Origin of the sequence: Natronomonas sp. EA1 (genome assembly GCF_051195035.1) — an archaeon.
Taxonomy (GTDB): domain Archaea; phylum Halobacteriota; class Halobacteria; order Halobacteriales; family Haloarculaceae; genus JBNTJV01.
In genome coordinates this window covers 416,890-433,849 of sequence record NZ_JBNTJV010000001.1, presented here as the reverse complement: position 1 = coordinate 433,849, position 16,960 = coordinate 416,890, and the positions used below count along the sequence as shown (strand labels likewise).

17 protein-coding genes are annotated in these 16,960 nt (G+C 67.3%); 12 read left to right on the top strand and 5 right to left on the bottom strand.

Going from position 1 to position 16,960, the window contains the following annotated elements:
- Nucleotides 1-42 precede the first annotated feature (42 nt).
- On the top strand, nt 43-633 hold the full coding sequence (locus tag ACQUQR_RS02380) for an AsnC family transcriptional regulator (RefSeq protein ID WP_435194432.1): 591 nt from the start codon (nt 43-45) through the stop codon (nt 631-633).
- Here the strand turns inward: ACQUQR_RS02380 and ACQUQR_RS02375 are convergent.
- Nucleotides 630-1,289: a DUF4396 domain-containing protein gene (locus tag ACQUQR_RS02375; RefSeq protein WP_435194430.1), complete on the bottom strand. Its 660-nt coding sequence runs from the start codon at nt 1,287-1,289 to the stop codon at nt 630-632. The genes ACQUQR_RS02380 and ACQUQR_RS02375 overlap by 4 nt on opposite strands.
- A gap of 151 nt (nt 1,290-1,440) precedes the next feature.
- Here ACQUQR_RS02375 and ACQUQR_RS02370 point away from each other — a divergent pair, with 151 nt between their 5' ends.
- The 4 genes from ACQUQR_RS02370 to ACQUQR_RS02355 are packed head-to-tail and all read left to right on the top strand — an operon-like array spanning nt 1,441 to nt 6,327.
- On the top strand, nt 1,441-3,999 hold the full coding sequence (locus ACQUQR_RS02370) for a heavy metal translocating P-type ATPase (RefSeq protein ID WP_435194428.1): 2,559 nt from the start codon (nt 1,441-1,443) through the stop codon (nt 3,997-3,999).
- A 42-nt stretch (nt 4,000-4,041) separates the two neighbouring features.
- Entirely contained in the window at nt 4,042-4,368 is a 327-nt protein-coding gene (locus ACQUQR_RS02365) for a hypothetical protein (protein ID WP_435194427.1), read from the top strand.
- A gap of 52 nt (nt 4,369-4,420) precedes the next feature.
- Nucleotides 4,421-5,146 (top strand): DUF2270 domain-containing protein, encoded by a 726-nt coding sequence (locus ACQUQR_RS02360; RefSeq protein WP_435194425.1) that lies wholly within the window; start codon nt 4,421-4,423, stop codon nt 5,144-5,146.
- A 50-nt stretch (nt 5,147-5,196) separates the two neighbouring features.
- Nucleotides 5,197-6,327, top strand: a complete 1,131-nt coding sequence (locus ACQUQR_RS02355; RefSeq protein WP_435194424.1) for an MBL fold metallo-hydrolase — start codon at nt 5,197-5,199, stop codon at nt 6,325-6,327.
- Here the strand turns inward: ACQUQR_RS02355 and ACQUQR_RS02350 are convergent, their stop codons facing one another.
- On the bottom strand, nt 6,328-7,836 hold the full coding sequence (locus ACQUQR_RS02350) for a cryptochrome/photolyase family protein (protein WP_435194423.1): 1,509 nt from the start codon (nt 7,834-7,836) through the stop codon (nt 6,328-6,330).
- Nucleotides 7,837-8,018: 182 nt separating this feature from the next.
- Here ACQUQR_RS02350 and ACQUQR_RS02345 point away from each other — a divergent pair, with 182 nt between their 5' ends.
- Nucleotides 8,019-8,573, top strand: a complete 555-nt coding sequence (locus tag ACQUQR_RS02345) for a halocyanin domain-containing protein (RefSeq protein WP_435194421.1) — start codon at nt 8,019-8,021, stop codon at nt 8,571-8,573.
- Between the two features lie 87 nt (nt 8,574-8,660).
- Entirely contained in the window at nt 8,661-9,263 is a 603-nt protein-coding gene (locus tag ACQUQR_RS02340) for a uracil-DNA glycosylase family protein (protein WP_435194419.1), read from the top strand.
- Nucleotides 9,264-9,271: 8 nt separating this feature from the next.
- Here the strand turns inward: ACQUQR_RS02340 and ACQUQR_RS02335 are convergent, their stop codons facing one another.
- Complete coding sequence (locus tag ACQUQR_RS02335) at nt 9,272-10,156, bottom strand: haloalkane dehalogenase (RefSeq protein WP_435194418.1); 885 nt, start codon at nt 10,154-10,156, stop codon at nt 9,272-9,274.
- Nucleotides 10,157-10,375: 219 nt separating this feature from the next.
- On the opposite strand from ACQUQR_RS02335, the gene ACQUQR_RS02330 reads away from it, so the two are divergent.
- From ACQUQR_RS02330 to ACQUQR_RS02320, 3 genes are read left to right on the top strand one after another with little or no spacing between them, the layout of a single operon-like run.
- Nucleotides 10,376-10,657 carry a MoaD/ThiS family protein gene (locus ACQUQR_RS02330; RefSeq protein ID WP_435194417.1) on the top strand — a complete coding sequence of 94 codons (282 nt, stop codon included), beginning with the start codon at nt 10,376-10,378 and terminating at the stop codon, nt 10,655-10,657.
- A 38-nt stretch (nt 10,658-10,695) separates the two neighbouring features.
- Nucleotides 10,696-11,094: a hypothetical protein gene (locus ACQUQR_RS02325; RefSeq protein WP_435194415.1), complete on the top strand. Its 399-nt coding sequence runs from the start codon at nt 10,696-10,698 to the stop codon at nt 11,092-11,094.
- Nucleotides 11,095-11,135: 41 nt separating this feature from the next.
- Nucleotides 11,136-12,137, top strand: a complete 1,002-nt coding sequence (locus ACQUQR_RS02320; RefSeq protein ID WP_435194414.1) for an MBL fold metallo-hydrolase — start codon at nt 11,136-11,138, stop codon at nt 12,135-12,137.
- Between the two features lie 80 nt (nt 12,138-12,217).
- Here ACQUQR_RS02320 and ACQUQR_RS02315 read toward each other — a convergent pair whose 3' ends face one another.
- Nucleotides 12,218-13,738, bottom strand: coding sequence for an aldehyde dehydrogenase family protein (locus ACQUQR_RS02315; protein WP_435194413.1), 1,521 nt, complete (start codon nt 13,736-13,738; stop codon nt 12,218-12,220).
- 103 nt (nt 13,739-13,841) lie between these two features.
- Here ACQUQR_RS02315 and ACQUQR_RS02310 point away from each other — a divergent pair, with 103 nt between their 5' ends.
- Nucleotides 13,842-14,558 (top strand): helix-turn-helix domain-containing protein, encoded by a 717-nt coding sequence (locus tag ACQUQR_RS02310; protein WP_435194412.1) that lies wholly within the window; start codon nt 13,842-13,844, stop codon nt 14,556-14,558.
- A gap of 7 nt (nt 14,559-14,565) precedes the next feature.
- On the opposite strand, the gene ACQUQR_RS02305 is transcribed toward ACQUQR_RS02310, so the two are convergent.
- Nucleotides 14,566-15,402, bottom strand: a complete 837-nt coding sequence (locus ACQUQR_RS02305) for a proline dehydrogenase family protein (RefSeq protein ID WP_435194411.1) — start codon at nt 15,400-15,402, stop codon at nt 14,566-14,568.
- Nucleotides 15,403-15,609: 207 nt separating this feature from the next.
- Here ACQUQR_RS02305 and ACQUQR_RS02300 point away from each other — a divergent pair, with 207 nt between their 5' ends.
- Nucleotides 15,610-16,923 (top strand): ABC transporter substrate-binding protein, encoded by a 1,314-nt coding sequence (locus tag ACQUQR_RS02300; RefSeq protein WP_435195497.1) that lies wholly within the window; start codon nt 15,610-15,612, stop codon nt 16,921-16,923.
- Nucleotides 16,924-16,960 lie beyond the last annotated feature (37 nt).

Here is a 16,960-nt window from a genome sequence, read left to right as displayed (position 1 = left end):
TCGGCCGGAATCGCTTTGGATTGCTAAGCCATCTCACCAGCTATGCGCGACCTCGACGATATCGACCGGCACGTCCTCCGGCTCCTGCTCGAAGACGCTCGCCGCCCGTACAGCGACATCGCCGAACACGTGGACCTCTCGGGGCCCGCGGTCTCGGACCGGGTCGAGCGCCTCCAGGAGATGGGCGTGATTCGGCGATTCACCGTGGATCTGGACCGCTCCCGTCTCAGAGAGGGGCTGAACGTCCTCCTCGAACTCGAGACGGCACCGGAGTCTACTGAGGGGACCCGGGAAACCCTCGCCGGCCTCGACGGTGTGGAGCACGTCTTCGAGACGGCGGAGGGCGCCCTGGTAGTGAGCGCGACGGTCCCGACGGGGGACGTGCGGGCCTATCTGGAGGAGCAGATCGACCTCTCACAGGTTCGAACCCTGCGCGTGCGCCTGCTCGCGGGCAGCGAGTGGACGCCCGATGTAGGCGAGGCGACGCTCGGCCTCGAATGTGCGGAGTGCGGGAACCGCGTGACGAGTCAGGGCACCTCCGCCGTGGTGGGGGAGACACGCTACGAGTTCTGCTGTCCGACGTGTGAGTCCCGGTTTCGAGAGCGGTACGAGCAGATGCAATCGGGGGTTTAACCCATCGTCGCGGGGTTCCCCATCCCCTCCTTCACGCCAGCGCGGATGAGCGCGAGGTTCACCGGGTAGGCGACGACGAGGCCGATGGTGAGCGAGAAGACGAGCCCGGACCAGAACAGCACGTCACCGATGTGCGCCTCGCCGGCCAGCCAGACGTCCGTCCCGATGGCGGCGATCTCCATCACGGTGATGGAGGGTGTCTCGGAGTAGAACGCGTCCGTCATCGCCTCCCAGAAGGGGACCTCCTCCTGCATCAGCGGGCCGACCGTCAGCGCGTATCCCAGGACGTAGGCCGCGGCGAACGTCCCGACGATGACCAGATGCGTGTCGAGCGCGAGCAACCCCGCGGTGACGATGACGCCGATGACCTCTCCCATCCCACAGCCGGAGTAGCAGTGGGCCACCGAGCGGAAGCCGCGACGCCAGATGTCGTCCTCGGGTATCTGGGTGCGCCCAGCGTACGTGTAGATGGCGAGCCCCAGCGGCCCGGAGTAGAGCACCGTCAGCCCCCAGACCAGCTTCATCAGGCTCGGGAGTTCCGCGTTCTTCGCCACGAGATCGTACCCCAGCACCGCGAGCGAGGTGAGGACCAGCCCGCCCCACACCGCGAGCGCGAGGGGGTTCGTCAACACCGACTGCAACAGCTGTCGGAGCATGGATATGTGTTCGACCGGCCGACTTAATCCGTTTGGGGCTGTCGTATCGGAGAGAAGGACAGCGTTCACTTTGGATTCCAAATATTCGGGATAGAATATCGCCGATTGATGAGTGACAAGGGGCATCAACGAGGCGGCCGAATACCTATCCATGAGACGGGAACGACTCGCGATACAGGGGATGAGCTGTGCGAACTGCTCGTCCACGGTGCAGGGGGCCCTCGAATCCCTCGACGGCGTCTCGGAGGGGTCGGCCAACTTCGCCACCGACGAGGGGACCGTCGAGTACGACCCCGAGGAGGTCTCCCTGCGGGAGATCTACGACGCCATCGAGGAGGCTGGCTACGAGGCCGTCTCGACCACCTACTCGCTCGCGGTGACGGACATGACGTGTGCGAACTGCGTCCAGACGGTGGAAGGGGCGTTGCTCGACACGCCCGGCGTCATCGCAGCCGACGCGAACTTCGCCACCGACGAGGTGCGGGTGCGGGTCAACCCCGAGAGCGTCTCCCGTGAGGAACTCTACCGGGCCATCGAGCGGGCCGGCTACTCCCCCGTCCGCGAGGAGAGCGAGGACACGGGTGGCGAAGCGCGAGAGGCCGCGCGAACCGCGGAGATCGACCGCCAGTTCCGCCTCACCCTGCTCGGCGCGGTGCTCTCGGCCCCGCTCGTCGGGATGCTCGTGGCCCACCTCTTCTTCCCCGGCGTCCTCCCCGAGACGATTCCCGGGACCGCCCTCCCCATCGGCTGGGTCGGCTTCCTGCTCGCGACGCCCGTCCAGGTCATCCTCGGGAAGGAGTTCTACGAGAACGCCTACTCCGCGGTCGTCCGGAACCGCACGGCGAACATGGACGTGCTCATCGCGCTCGGCTCCTCGACGGCGTATGGCTACTCCGTCGTCGTCCTCCTCGGCCTCCTCGAAGGGGGACTCTACTTCGACACCGCCGCGCTCATCCTCGTGTTCATCACGATGGGGAACTGGCTCGAAGCCCGCTCGAAGGGCCAGGCCAGCGCCGCGTTACAGGAGCTCCTGGAGATGGAGGCCGACGAGGCCACCCTCATCGACGAGGATGGCGAAGAGCGGACCGTTCCCCTCTCGGAGGTCGAGGTCGGCGACCGGCTCAAGGTGCGGCCCGGCGAGAAGATCCCGACCGACGGGATGGTCGTCGAGGGGGAGTCCGCCGTCGACGAATCGATGGTCACCGGGGAGTCCGTCCCCGTCTCGAAAGAGCCCGGTGACGAGGTCGTCGGCTCCACCATCAACGAGAACGGCGTCCTGGTCATCGAGGCGACGAAGGTCGGGAGCGAGACCGCGATCCAGCAGATCGTCTCGCTCGTGAAGGAGGCGCAGGCCCGCCAGCCCGAGATCCAGAACCTCGCCGACCGCATCTCCGCGTACTTCGTCCCCGCGGTCATCCTGAACGCGCTCGTCTGGGGGAGCCTCTGGTATCTCTTCCCGAACACGGTCGGGGAGCTGGTGCGGGCGCTCCCGCTGTGGGGGCTCGTCGCCGGCGGCCCCGCGGTCCTCGGCGGCACCGTCTCCACGTTCGAGTTCGCCGTCATCGTGTTCGCCTCCGCCGTGCTCATCGCGTGTCCCTGCGCGCTCGGACTCGCGACGCCCGCGGCGACGATGGTCGGCACCGCCATCGGTGCACAGAACGGCATCCTATTTAAAGGAGGAGACGTGCTCGAACGGGTCCGTGATGTCGATGCCGTCGTCTTCGACAAGACCGGCACCCTCACGAAAGGCGAGATGCGCCTCACCGACGTGCGGCCCGTGGGTACGGCCGCGGATGGCGGGCTGGTCGCCGAGACCGCATCCGAGTCCCGAGAAGCGTCCATCCTCGCCGTGGCGGCCACCGCGGAGAACGGCAGCAGCCACCCCATCGCCGAGGCCATCGTCGCGGGGGCACGGGAGCGAGGCATCGAGGTTGGCCAACCGGAGGGCGTCGAGAACGTCTCCGGTCAGGGCATTCGCGCGGAGACCGACGCAGGCACCGTCGTCATCGGCAAGCCCGACCTCGTCGCGGATGCTGGCGCGGACCCGGCGCCCGCGATGGACGCCCTCGAGGAGCTGCAGAACGAGGGGAAGACCGCGATGCTCGTCGCGGTCGACGGGGAGGTGGTCGGCGTGCTCGCCGTCGCCGACGAGGTGAAAGAGAGCGCGAAACGCGCGGTGGCCGCGCTCACCGACCGTGGCCTCGTCGTCCACCTCCTCACGGGCGACAACGAGCGGACCGCGCGCGCCGTCGCCGAACAGGTCGGCATCCCCGCCGAGAACGTGCGCGCGGAGGTCCTCCCCGAGGACAAAGCCGACAACGTCGAGGCGATCCAGGCCGAGGGATCGAAGGTGATGATGGTCGGCGACGGGGTGAACGACGCGCCCGCGCTCGCCGCGGCCTACGTCGGCACGGCCATCGGGAGCGGGACGGACGTGGCCATCGAGGCCGCGGACGTGACGCTCATGAGATCCGATCCGTACGACGTGGTGAAGGCCATCCGCGTCTCGGAGGGGACGCTCCAGAAGATCAAACAGAACCTCTTCTGGGCACTCGGCTACAACACCGCGATGATCCCCCTCGCGTCGCTGGGGCTGCTCCAGCCCATCCTCGCCGCAGGGGCGATGGCGCTCTCCTCCGTGTCCGTGCTGGCGAACAGCCTGCTGTTCCGGCGGTACGACCCCGACGAGGACTACGAGCTGTTCGGCTGACGGGCCGCCGGGTACTTCCGTCCTGGCTGCGAACGGGGAGGTATGGCCACCCACGGGACGAACTCCGACGCCGATGCTGATGCCGACCCTGACCCCGATAGCGACCCGTTCAGCGACTACCCCAACCGCATCGGCGGGGAGGAAGGCGCCCGGCTGGTCGGCCGGGACACCGACGGCGCCCTCTACTACTTCGACGCCGAGCGCCGGGTGCTCGTCTCCGGCGCTCCCGAGGAGGTCCCGGACCCCGAGTGGCAGGGCGGCCGCCAGCTCTCCCGCGAGGAGTCGCTGACGGATGTCATCCGCGACGTGGAAGGCGAAACCGGGTGGGACGCGCTCACCGGGTACGCGAAGCGCGTCCGCGGCGAGTGAGTCTTGCTCGAATAACACAATACATTTCTCCGCCCCGCCCCTCTCCCGAGGTATGACCGGCGACGCCAGTGAACGACCCGAGGCGGAGCTCCCGCCCGAGACCGGTGAGGGACCCGTTCCGGCCCCCGACCCCTACATCGGGCGGGGGCTGTTCGACCGTACGTCCGGAGCGCTCCCCCATCTCTATCGCGGGGAGATCCACCGGATGAAGGCGTGGCGTGAACGGCTGGATCGCACGACCTACTGGGCCGTCACGGTGCTCGCTGCGGTGTTGACCTGGACGTTCTCCTCGCCCGACAACCCCCACTACGTGCTGCTCGCGGGGGGCGTCCTGCTCGGGTTCTTCCTCGTCACCGAGTCCCGGCGCTACCGGGGGTACGACATGTGGCGCTCGCGGGTGCGGCTCCTCCAGGAGAACGTGTTCGCACAGGCGCTCGACCCGCGCGAGGCGCTCGAACACACCGACTGGCGCGAACGACTCGCCGCGGACTACCGGAGCCCCGACCCGCGCATCACCTTCGAGGAGGCGCTCGCTCACCGCCTCAGACGCATCTACCTGCCGCTGTTCACCGTGCTGTTCGCGGCGTGGGCGTTCCGCGTCACGGGGTTCATGCCCGGTGGCTGGCCCGAGACGGCGAGCGTCGGCGTCGTCCCCGGCCCCGTCGTCACGGCCATCGTCCTCTGTACCTACCTCGGCTTCCTCCTCGTGACCGTCCGCCCCCGGTCGTGGCAGGCGAAGGGCGAACTCCGGTCCGACGACGTTGAGCCGTGGGAGTAGTCTTGTACTAATCACGCAATTCTTAATGCCCTCGCGATCCGAGGTCAGGTATGGCCAGTTTCATCTCCGCCGAGGAACTGCGTGACCGCATCGACGCGGGCGAGACGTTCACCATCGTCGACACCCGGGGCGAGGAGAGCTTCGACGCGTGGCATATCGCCGGCGCGATTCGCTACACGTACAAACCGCACCACGCGTTCGACGCGGCGGAGTTCAAACGCGAGACGGGGCTCTCCGAATCCGACTCCATCGTCACCATCTGTGCCAAGGGGATCTCGAGTGTCGACTTCGGGCGGGAGCTGAGCGACGCGGGCTTCGAGGACGTGGCGATGGTCGAAGACGGGATGCAGGCGTGGAGCGCGGTGTACGACATCGTCGACCTCCCGGTCGGAGTCGACCTCGTCCAGGTCCAGCGCCGCGCGAAGGGGTGTCTCTCCTACGTCGTCGCGAGCGAGGGCGAGGCGGCCGTCATCGACCCCACCCGCCACACCGGGGAGTACACCCGGCTCGCCGACGAGCGCGGGTGGGAGATCACCCACGTCTTCGACACGCACGTCCATGCCGACCACATCAGCGGGGGTCGCGCGCTCGCGGACGCGACGGGTGCGAGCTATCATTTGGGAGCGAACGCGACGGACCGCGAGGTGGCCTACGAGTACGACGCCCTCTCGCGGAACGAGGTCGTCCAGGTGGGTGAGGTGCCCATCAAGGCGCTCTACACCCCGGGGCACACGAGCGAGATGGTCTCGTATCTCATCGGGAGCGTGGGGGTCGCCACCGGTGACACGCTGTTCGTCGACAGCGTGGGGCGGACGGAGCTCCAGTTCGGGGACGGCGAGGCCGCGACCGGTGCCCGAGAGCTCTACGAGTCGCTCCACCGGACGCTACTCGCGGAACCGGAGTCGGTCGAGGTGCTGCCCGGCCACTTCGCGCTCGCCAACGACGGGACGAGCCACCAGACGCCCGGCGAACCCATCCACGAGTCCGTGGGTGCGGTGCGACAGGCGCTCGCCGTCCTGGGTGAGGAGAAGGATTCGTTCGTCGCGCAGCTCACCGAGTCGCTCCCGGAGAAGCCGCCGAACTACGAGACGGTCATCGGCGTGAACCGGGGCCACGATTCCGTCGACGACGAGCAGGCCATCGAACTCGAACTCGGGCCGAACCGGTGTGCTGCCGAGTGATCAGAGGGTACCGTCCTCGGCCATCGTCCTGACCTCGGCCGCGCGTTCGCGGATGGCGTCCAGCTTCTCCCCGCGCTTGTCGTCGAGATGTGAGTAGACGAGCCCCATCCGGTGGTTGCTTCGGAGTTTCTCCTCGTTCCGGGCGAGGAAGTCCCAGTAGAGCGCGTTGAAGGGACACGACCCCTCCCCCGACGCCTTGGTGTGGTAGTAGGGACACCCCGAGCAGTAGTCGGACATCTTGTTCACGTAGTTCGCGCTCGCGGCGTAGGGTTTGGTGGCGAAGACGCCCGCGCCGAAGCTCCCCATCTCCACGACGTTCGGCGTGGTGACCCAGTGGTAGGCGTCGACGTAGCCCGCGTGGAACCACTCGTTCAGCTCGCCGGGGTCGACGCCGTAGATAAGCGCGAAGTTCGAGAGAATCATCAGCCGCTCGATGTGGTGTGAGTAGCCTCGTTTGCGGACGCCGTCGATCACATCTGAGAGACAGGCCATGTCGGTCTCGCCGGTCCAGAAGAGCTCCGGGAGGGGTTCCGTCTGGTCGAGCTGATTCGCATCGGCGAGCCCGTCCGTCTCCGCGTAGACCCGTCGCGTGAACTCCCGCCAGCCGATGACCTGCCGGACGAACCCCTCCACGGAGTTGAGGGGGGCGTCCTGTTCCGCTGCGGCGTCGATGACCGTCTCCACCACCTCGTCGGGGTGCAGGAGGCCGAGATTGAGCGAGGAGGAGAGCAGGCTGTGGTTCAGCGCCCACTCCCGGTCGAGCATCGCGTCCTGATACGGCCCGAACTCGGCGAGCCGGTCCTCGCAGAACCGGTCGAGGGCGTCCAGCGCCTGCTCGCGCGTGACGGGCCAGATGAACGTCTCGGGGGCGGCCCAGTCGCCACCGTTCTCCTCGTAGGAGCCCGAAAACTCCTCACGGACCCACGATTCGACCTCCTCGGTGAGCGCGTCGGGCTCGTATCGCGGCGGGTCCGGCGGGTCGTACGCCTCACCCGGGAACTCCCTGTTCTCCTCGTCGTAGTTCCACTCCCCTCCGACGGGGTCGCCGTTTTCCATCAGGTAGCCCGTCTCACGGCGCATCGATCGGTAGAACTCCTCGTGGCGATACGGTGGGTCGCGGTCGTCCGCGTAGTCGCTCCAGAGCTCGTCGTCACAGAGGAACAGCGCGGTTTCGGCGACTTCGAGGCTCCCACCCCGCGATTCGACCAGTTCCCGGAGCCGATCGGTGTCGGTCGAGGCAGGCTCCATCAGTGTCAGCGTGTCCTCCGGACGAGCGTCGAAGTGGGCGTCCAGTCCCTCACCGAACGTCTCACACCGGTAGTAGTCCACCTCGTGGCCGTCCTCGCGGAGCTCGTCGCGGAAGTGCCGCATCGCCGAGAACACGAGCGTCAGCTTGTGCGGGTGGTACGGCTTCCGACGGGCGAAGCCGTGCGCCTCGACCATGAGGACGCGCTCCCCCTCTCGTATATGCCGGCGCGTCAGGGCGTCACCGAGGACCCAGCGTGTCATACCCTCCGTTCGCGGGGATGGGGCTTGTAGGTGGGAGCCGAGGCGGCGGTTGCCGGGAGCCGACGGAGCGCTCGAATCGGGGCCACCGATGCCGGGAGAACCCACGGGCCGTTGCCGGCTTTCGACCGTCGTAGCATCCGGAGCCCCCGACCTTTTCTGTCAAGCGCACCAACGATCGATGCATGACGGACTCCCAACTCAGCCGTCGTTCGTTCGTCGCGGCAGCCGGCGCCGCGAGCCTCACTGCCCTCGCGGGCTGTTCCTCCGGAGGCGACGCCACCCCCGAACCGACCGAGGAGCCCACGGACGAGCCCACAGACGAGCCCACAGCAGAGCCGACCCCCACGGAGGGTGGTGGCTCCGGGCCCGAAGCGCGCGTGACCGACTTCCTCCAGTCGGACCCCGCAGCCGGCAACTTCGACGGGAACATCGCCGACATGACCGGTATGGACAGCGTGACCGTCGAGGTCGGTGCGGAGGGGAACGGCGGGAACTTCGCCTTCGCCCCCCCGGCCTTCCGCATCGACGCCGGCACCACGGTCGAGTGGGTGTGGACCGGCAAAGGCGGTGCCCACAACGTCGCCTCCGTCTCCGACTCGGATTTCGACTTCACCAACGGCGACCCGAAGGAGTCGGGCGACCCCTACACCCAGTCGTTCGACAACACCGGCGTCGGCCTCTACGAGTGTGAGCCGCACGCCTCGCTCGGGATGAAAGGGGCGTTCATCGTCGAGTAACCGAGTCGTTCCGAGTCGTTCCGAATCGTTCCCGATTAATCGCACGCCGACGCGACCTTTTTTAGCTCCCAGTCGCTACGGAGCGGCGTGGAGAACGTAACAAGCGAGACGAGCAACCCCTTCGGGATGCGGGCCGGGGGCCCCGCGGTCTACGGCTACGGTGACGCGAACGCGGACTTCCACGTCATCGGTGACCACCCCGGTGTCCACGGCGGCGTGACGACGGGCGTTCCGTTCACCGAGAACGGCGCCGGCGAGCGCCTCCAGCGCGTGCTGGCGGAGGTGGGTCTGCTCGCGGAGACGGGGGATCGCCCCGTCGTCGACGACACCTTCCTCTCGTACGCCCACTGCGGGGTACCCGAACGGGAACCGACGGACAGCGACTACGCCGACTTCGAGCGCTTCCTCGACGCCGAGTTGCGAGCGATCAACGCCCACATCCTCCTCCCCGTGGGTGACCGGCCCCTGCGCTACACCCTGCAGGAACACACCTCGATGGCCTACCGGCTCCCGGATTCCGCAGCCGAGCTGCACGCACAGGACATCCGCGGCCGCGGGTTCATGGTCCTCCCCGTCAAGGAGCCGACGGAGTGGGACGACGGGGACGAAGAGGCACTCGTGGACACGCTCACGGCGATTCTGGAGTCGGATTACCGCCAGACGAAGGGGATTCCGACGCTCGTCGGCTAACTCGTCAGTTAGGTCCGGTCGACGAACGCCACGATCTCCTCGGCGATCTCCTCGCCCGCGTCCTCCTGTAGGAAGTGCATCGCCCCCTCGATCCAGATGTCGGGCTGCTCTGTCGCCGTCGGGATGAGTTCCCGGAGGGGGTCACGCGCCTTCCCCGTGATCGGGTCCGAATCCGAGAACAGCACGAACGCGGGCTTCTCCCACTCCCCCAACCGCTCGCGGGCCGCGCTCGTCATCTCGCCGCCGTCGCCACCACCGTAGCGAGGAACCATGTCGGGCCACGCCCGCGCCCCGGCCTTGGATGCCTCGTCGGGGAACGGGGCTTCGTACGCCGCGACGACCTCATCGGAGAGCTCCGTGGCCGTCGCGTTCTGGATCAGCATCCCGATGGGGAGTTCGTCCACGCGCTCGGTGAAATCGCGGAACGCCTCCCACTCGTCGGACATCCGCTGGTCGCCTCTCGGGATGTCGGTGTTCATCGCCACGATGCGGGCGAACCGCTCGGGGTGGTTCGCGGCGAGCGTCAGTCCCAGAATCCCGCCCCAGTCCTGGCAGACGAGAGTGATGTTCTCCAGATCCAGCTCCTCGAGGAACGTCTCGAACGCCTCGTAGTGGAGGGCAAACGAGTAGTCCTCTTCGCGAGTGAACTTCTCCGAGCGGCCGAAGCCGAGCGCGTCGGGAACGACGACCCGGCCCCTCTCCGAGAGCGTGGGGATCAGCTTGCGATAGAGGAACCCCCACGTCGGTTCCCCGTGCAGACAGAGGAAGGTCTCCTCGCCCTCCCCGACGTCGACGTAGGCCATCTCCGCCGGCCCCACGTCCACGTACGAGACGGGGTAGTCGTAGTCGGGCACGTCCTCGAACGCCGCCTCCGGGGTGCGGGTCGTCTCCATCGACGGCACATCTCAGCGTGACAACAAAAACGTTCGCCGAGAGCGGGGCTACCGTCAGATGCGCGATCCCTATTCGCGAAGCGAATATCTCGCGCAGCGACCGCGAGCCCGCTGGGGCTTTCGGGAGTGTACAGATCGTTGTGTGTACCGAGTGCGAGGGGGCAACACGGTAGCCATCGAGTGAACGCCATTTATTCCCCGGCACACCAATCCAGAGGTATGCACGTCACCGTCGAACTCTACGGCACGCTCCGCGACGCGGTCGGCCACAAGTCACTCTCCCGGAACGCCCCGCAGGGGGCGACGGCGGGCGAGGTCGTCCACGAACTCGGCGAGGAGTACGGCTCACTTGGCCCGCTGGTCTTCGACTCGGAGGGGCGGGTACGACCGCACATCGGCATCGTGGTGAACGACGAGCCGGCCGAGCGTGACACGGTGCTCGCCGCCGGCGACACCCTCCTGCTCGCGCCCGCGGTCGCCGGTGGCGTTTCCCTCCGCTAACCCCAGTTTTAGGATGGTAGAGTCGAAATACGTGACTGATGTCCGAGGTAATCGACGTGGAGGCGAAAGCGGAGTCGGTGCTCGACTACCTCCGTCGTCGGGTGGGGGACGACCTCCGGGTCATCGCGTACTACGACCTCGAGACGGAGCGGTTCGACTCGGCGTTCGTCCGCGACGACATCCGGCTGGAGTACGGGCCGGAAGGGCTCCGGGAGTTCGCGCGGGAGGTCGTCGACCTCGCCGGCGCACCGCGGCAGACCCCGGACGACTTCCCGCTGGGGGACAACCTCGCGGATATCGGCTGGTACGAAGACGGCGTCGCCGTGCTCGTCTCACCCTGGGAGAACCGGGGAATCATCTTCAGCATGGAGCCGGACGCGGCCGCCCTGGCCGAACTCGGGGAGATCATTTCCAGCGTCGATGCCCGCCTCTCCTGACGGCGATACAGTCATCACATCCCGCGTTCTCGCGGTAGGTAGTGACCGACCCTGCACTCCCCTTCACGCTCGAACAGGTCGCCCTCGGAAACCACGCCTTCGAGGGGAACAACAACGCCTACCTCCTCACCGGTGACGGCCCGACGACGCTGCTCGATACGGGTGTCGTTCAGTCGGAGGGCGAACTCGAATCCGGCCTCGCGGAGTTCGGCGTCTCCTTCGCGGATATCGACCAGGTGATCCTCACCCACTGGCACGGCGACCACGCGGGACTCGCCGGGACCATCCAGGCCGCCTCGGGCGCGCCCGTCTACGCCCACACGCTCGACGCGCCCATCGTGTGCGGGGACCCCGACGCACAGGCCGCGATGGACGCCCGCATCGAGGAGCGCCTGCTCGCGTGGGGGATGCCCGACGCCGAACGCGAGGAACTGCTGGACTTCCTCGACGGCGCAGGCGGCGAGGGCCGCTACGCAGAGGTGACCGAGTTCGAGGCGGGCGCGACGTTCGAGGCGGGCGATGCGGAGCTCGAAGCCGTCCACCTCCCCGGCCACACCATGGGCCTCACGGGCTTCGAGGTGGCCGGTCGCGACGGCACGGAGCTGTTCTCCGGGGACGCGCTGCTCCCCTACTACACCCCGAACGTCGGCGGGGCCGATACCAGAGTCGACGACCCGCTCGCCGACTACCTCGACACCCTCGAGACCATCGTCGCGGGCGACTACACCCGCGCGTGGCCCGGCCACCGCGGCGCCATCATCGACCCCGCCGGCCGCGCGAAGGACATCGCCGTCCACCACCGCGAGCGCACCGACCGGGTGCTCTCGGTGCTCGAAGACGGGCCGGCGACCGCGTGGGAGGTCTCCGCCGCGCTGTTCGGCGACCTCCACTCCATCCACGTCCTCCACGGCCCCGGCGAGGCGTTCGCGCACCTCCATCACCTCGAAACCGGTGGGAAGGTCGAACGCGACGGGACGCGGTACGCGCTCGTCGACGACTCCGACGTGGACGCGCTGTTCCCGGCAATCGCGCTCGGGAACTGAGACTGAGACGGGAGCCGTCGCTCCGGAGTCGAACGGCGAAAAAGTGGGACAGACTCGCCGCGTTGGGTGAGGTTCGTGGACTAGTCGTCGGAGGTCTTGATGTCCGCCGAGAGGCCCTGTGCCATCTCGATCTCCTTCGAGTTGTTGAGCGTCCACGCGGTGCGCTCGGTGACGGCCTCGATGATTTCCCTCGCGCTCGGGTAGCCGTTGCCGGACTTCTTCACGCCACCGAACGGGAGGTGGACCTCCGCGCCGATGCACGGCAGGTTCCCGTACGCCAGCCCGACCTCGGCGTAGTCGCGGAAGTAGTTGATCTGGCGGTAGTCCTCGGAGATGACCGCGCCGGCGAGCCCGTAGTCCGTGTCGTTCTGGATCTCGACGGCGCGCTCGATGTCACCGGAGTATTTCAGGAGGGCGACGTGCGGGCCGAAGACCTCCTCGTGGGTGCACCGCAGGGGGGCGTCGGGGTCCGCCTCGTAGACGAACGGGCCGACCCAGTTGCCCTCTTCGTGCCCCTCGGGGATCTCGTCGGCGTCGAGTTCGACGCGGTCGACGAGCACGTTCACGCCCTCCTCCTTCGCGAGCTCGGCGTAGCTCTGCACCTTCTCCTTGTGGCCGGGCTCGATGAGCGGGCCCATGAAGGTGTCCTCCGAGAGGGGGTCGCCGACGGCGACCTTCTGTGCGAGCTCGACGAAGCGCTCCTTGAACTCGTCGTAGACGTCCTCGTGGACGACGAGGCGCTCCGAGGAGACACAGCGCTGGCCCGTCGTCTTGAACGAGGACATGAGCGCCGAGTGGACGGCGATGTCGAGGTCCGCGTTCTCGGTGATGACGATGTTGTTCTTCCCACCCATCTCACAGGCGGCGAGCTTGCCGGGCTGCTCGGCGACCTTGCGGGCGACCTCGTGGCCGACCTCCGCGGAGCCGGTGAAGAGCACGCTGTCCGCGCGCTCGTCCTCGACGATAGCCGCGCCGGCATCACCGAAGCCCTGGACCATGTTGAAGACACCGTCGGGGATGCCGGCGTCCTCGAACATCTCGGCGATGATCTGGCCGCACCACGGGGTCTGCTCCGCGGGCTTCCAGACGACGGTGTTCCCCTCGACGAGGGCGACGGCCATGTGCCAGAACGGGATGGCGACCGGGAAGTTCCACGGCGTGATACAGCCGACGACGCCGCGCGGCTTGCGGCGCATGTAGGCGTCCTTCGCGGGGATCTCGGAGGGGATCACGTCCCCCTTCGGGTGCCGGGCGTCGCCGGCGGCCCACTCGACCATGTGGTACGCCTCGATGACGTCGGCGCGACCCTCGCTGATCTCCTTGCCGCACTCCTTCGTTACCACTTCCGCGAGCTCCTCGGTGCGCTCACGCAGCTCGTGGTAGATCTCCCAGAGGTACTCCGCGCGGTCGATATGCGAGAGCTCGCGCCACTCCTCGAACGCGTCGTCCGCCGCGGCCATCGCGGCGTCGATGTCGGCTTCGGTGCCGCGCTCGAAGGTGCCGAGCGTCTCCCCCGTCGCGGGATTGGTGCTGTCGAACGTCTCCTCGCTCTCGCCTGAGGTCCACTCCCCGGCGATGTAATGTTTGTAAGTCTCGCTCATACATGCAATCCGGATTCCGGCCACGTAATACCCCGGCCCGTCCATGGGAGGGTGTCAGCGAGAGGTCAGACAGGTGTTTATTCTCCCCACCCGATATGCGGGTATGAGCGACAGCGCGAACGCGAGCACGCGGCTGACGCTCGACCTCTGGCATCCGAACTGCTGGGCCATCGAGTCGACGGCGCAGGTGGGGGGTGGGGTTCTCGCCCACGCGATCTACAACTCACCGCAGGTCGAGGCGGAGTCCGTCAACGGGCTCTTTACGGCGTACGGGGACACCGACGAGGAAGTCGAGACGCTACTGGAGACCATCGAGGCCTCCGAACACGGGGGACAGGTCCTCGAACTCCAGGAGCGGTTCGGCCAGGGCCACCGTGACGCCCCGGGGAACGTCGTCCGGGAGTTCTTCCTGGAGTACAACCCTCAGGACATGGTCTGTCCCACCCTCCTCAAGTACGGGTTCGTCCACTCCGCGCCCGTCCGCATCGAGGACGGCCGGGAGACCTGGCAGGTCGTCTTCGCCGGCGACCGCGGGGAGATCGAATCACAGCTCGACGGCGTCCGTGAGGAGGCGGGGGCGGAGGTCACCGTCGAGGCCATCACCGCCGCAGATACCCGTCGCCCCGAGCGCGAACGCCGGATGAGCGCCCTCACCGCGACACAGCGAGAGGTGTTCGAGCTGGCCCGCGACGAGGGGTACTACGAGTGGCCGCGCGGCTGTTCGACCCGCGATCTCGCCTCCGAGATGGGCGTCTCGAAGACGACACTGCTCGAACATCTCAGGAAGGCCGAGGCGAAGCTGCTGGACCCGAAGAACTAGCGACCGGTCAGACGCCGATGACCGCCCGCAGCGCGAACAGCGCGTTCTCCTTACGCTCGCGCACGCGGCGGTAGAAGTAGGAGAACCACTTGTCGCCGTAGGGGAGGTACTGCCACATCTCGTACTCGTCGGCGAGGTCGACCTGCGCGTCCTCGCGCACGCCCATGAGCATCTGGACCTCGAAGGGGGTGCCGTACTCGTCGTGGAGCTCCTTCGCGTACGAGATCATCGCGGGGTCGTGGCTCCCGACGGCGATTCCGCCCTCGAACTCCTGGAACATGAACTCCAAGAGCTGCTTGTACGCCGCGTCGACCTCCTCCTTCTTCTTGTAGGAGACGGATTTGGGCTCGTTGTACGCCCCCTTCACGAGCCGCACCTTCCCGGGGAGCGGCGCGAGCCGTTCGAGGTCCGCCTTCGTGCGCTTGAGGTTCGCCTGCACGCAGACGCCGACGAGGCCGTCCGTCTCTTTCTTCAGGCGCTCGACGGCATCGAGCGTCACGTCGGTCGTGGTGTAATCCTCCATGTCGACCCAGACGAACACGTCCTTCTCGGCCGCGTGGGCGACGATGCGGTCGAGGTTCTCCACGAACACCTCGTCACCCAGGTCGAGCCCGATCTGGGAGGGTTTCACGGAGACGCAGGCGTCGAGGTCGCGCTCGACGATGCCGTCGATGAGGGTGAGATACTCGTCGGCGTCCGCGTCCGCGGGCGGCCGCTCGTCGTAGTGCTCGCCCAGGAGGTTGAGGATGCCCTTGATCCCCTGCGCGTTCAGGCGTTCGACGTGGTCCAGCGCCGCCTCCGGCGACTCACCGGCCACGAAGTTGTTCGCGATAGGTGGTATCATGGGCTATGTGGCGGACTGGGTGACCCTATATCACCACCCGACCATATGGTGCACGCAATACTTGCTGTAATTTGTAGGATAGCGACCGGCTCGCGACCGATCGGGCCAATCTGTCAACCCGCTCCCGACCATGGTCGGACGCCAGTATAACAGCCATCTCGGTATACGTCCTGATAGTTCGTTATGGCACAGAATGACAACCGCGAACTGTCTCGCAGGGACGTACTGAAAGCGACGGGGGCCACGGGATTCGTTATCGCCGCGGCCGGCTGTCTCGAAAGTGAAGGTGGCGACTCGACGCCGACTTCCGGGGGGAACGACGGTGGGAGCTCCGGGGGCGGTAGCTCGGACGACTCCGACAACAGCGGTGGGGGAAGCGCCGCCTCGAAGATCCAGTTCGGGATGGTCGACTCGCTCACCGGCTCGCTCGCCCCCTACGGCGAGCGCAACACCCGGGGGCGCGAGCTCGCACTGAGCGCCATCAACGCCGAGGGGATCGGTGAGGCCGGCGCGACCCTCGAGTTCCTCGTGGAGGACGACGAGTCCACGAGCCAGGGCGGGGTCAACGCGGCCCGCAAGCTCGTCTCGCAGAACAACGTTCCGCTGCTCGTCGGTTCCGTTGGCTCCGGTGTCTCCATCGCCATCCACGACGCCGTCATCTCGGGCAGCGGCGTCACGCAGATCTCACAGAACTCCACCTCGCCGGAGCTGTCGAACTACCCCGACCTGCTCCGGATGTCCCCCTCGGGGGCCGCGAAGGGGAAGGCGCTCGCCAACCTCGTCTCGCGTGACCACGACACCGTCGCCGTGACGTGGATCAACAACGACTACGGGACGGGCCTCTCCGGCGTCTTCGCCGAGGAGTTCCCCGGCACCGTCGCGTACAACAACCCCCACGACCAGGGCCAGGCGTCGTATCGTGGCATCCTCTCGGAGATGGCCGCCACGGACGCCACCGCGTGGGTGTTCCTCACCTACGCCAACGAGTACACCATCATGGTGAACGAGGCGTTCGACCAGGGGTACAACGAGCAGATCCAGTACTACGGCGCCGAGTCCACCGTCGCCGACTCCATCATCGAGAACACCAGCCCCGGCTCGATGAACGGGATGCTCGGCATCACGGAGTCCGCCCCGGTCGACCAGGAGTCCTACCAGCAGTTCAAATCCGACTTCGAGTCGAAGTACGGCTCCACGCCCACGGTGTGGTCCGCCTACGCTTACGACGCCATCACCGTCTCCGCCATCAGCGCGGAGGCCGCCGTGCGTGCCGACGGCGAGGTGACCCAGGAGGGGCTCGCGAACGTCGTCCGCGACGTGACCCGCCCCGAGGGGACGAAGGTGTACTCCTTCGCCGAGGCCAAAGCCGAGCTCGCGGGTGGCGCGAGCGCCACGGAGATCAACTACGAGGGCGTCTCCGGTCCGGTCGACCTCGACGAGAACGGCGACCCGCCGGGCTTCTACCAGATCTACCGGGTCGAGGACCACGAGTACGTCTTCGGCGACTTCATCACCGGGTAATCCCCACGATGAACCACTTTTCGAACGGAGGTGACAG

Excerpts from the sequence above, each read along its gene's own strand:
- ACQUQR_RS02380 (WP_435194432.1), top strand. The coding sequence starts at position 43 with ATGCGCGACCTCGACGATATCGACCGGCACGTCCTCCGGCTCCTGCTC.
- ACQUQR_RS02375 (WP_435194430.1), bottom strand. The coding sequence starts at position 1,289 with ATGCTCCGACAGCTGTTGCAGTCGGTGTTGACGAACCCCCTCGCGCTC.
- ACQUQR_RS02370 (WP_435194428.1), top strand. The coding sequence starts at position 1,441 with ATGAGACGGGAACGACTCGCGATACAGGGGATGAGCTGTGCGAACTGC.
- ACQUQR_RS02365 (WP_435194427.1), top strand. The coding sequence starts at position 4,042 with ATGGCCACCCACGGGACGAACTCCGACGCCGATGCTGATGCCGACCCT.
- ACQUQR_RS02360 (WP_435194425.1), top strand. The coding sequence starts at position 4,421 with ATGACCGGCGACGCCAGTGAACGACCCGAGGCGGAGCTCCCGCCCGAG.
- ACQUQR_RS02355 (WP_435194424.1), top strand. The coding sequence starts at position 5,197 with ATGGCCAGTTTCATCTCCGCCGAGGAACTGCGTGACCGCATCGACGCG.
- ACQUQR_RS02350 (WP_435194423.1), bottom strand. The coding sequence starts at position 7,836 with ATGACACGCTGGGTCCTCGGTGACGCCCTGACGCGCCGGCATATACGA.
- ACQUQR_RS02345 (WP_435194421.1), top strand. The coding sequence starts at position 8,019 with ATGACGGACTCCCAACTCAGCCGTCGTTCGTTCGTCGCGGCAGCCGGC.
- ACQUQR_RS02335 (WP_435194418.1), bottom strand. The coding sequence starts at position 10,156 with ATGGAGACGACCCGCACCCCGGAGGCGGCGTTCGAGGACGTGCCCGAC.
- ACQUQR_RS02330 (WP_435194417.1), top strand. The coding sequence starts at position 10,376 with ATGCACGTCACCGTCGAACTCTACGGCACGCTCCGCGACGCGGTCGGC.
- ACQUQR_RS02325 (WP_435194415.1), top strand. The coding sequence starts at position 10,696 with ATGTCCGAGGTAATCGACGTGGAGGCGAAAGCGGAGTCGGTGCTCGAC.
- ACQUQR_RS02315 (WP_435194413.1), bottom strand. The coding sequence starts at position 13,738 with ATGAGCGAGACTTACAAACATTACATCGCCGGGGAGTGGACCTCAGGC.
- ACQUQR_RS02310 (WP_435194412.1), top strand. The coding sequence starts at position 13,842 with ATGAGCGACAGCGCGAACGCGAGCACGCGGCTGACGCTCGACCTCTGG.
- ACQUQR_RS02305 (WP_435194411.1), bottom strand. The coding sequence starts at position 15,402 with ATGATACCACCTATCGCGAACAACTTCGTGGCCGGTGAGTCGCCGGAG.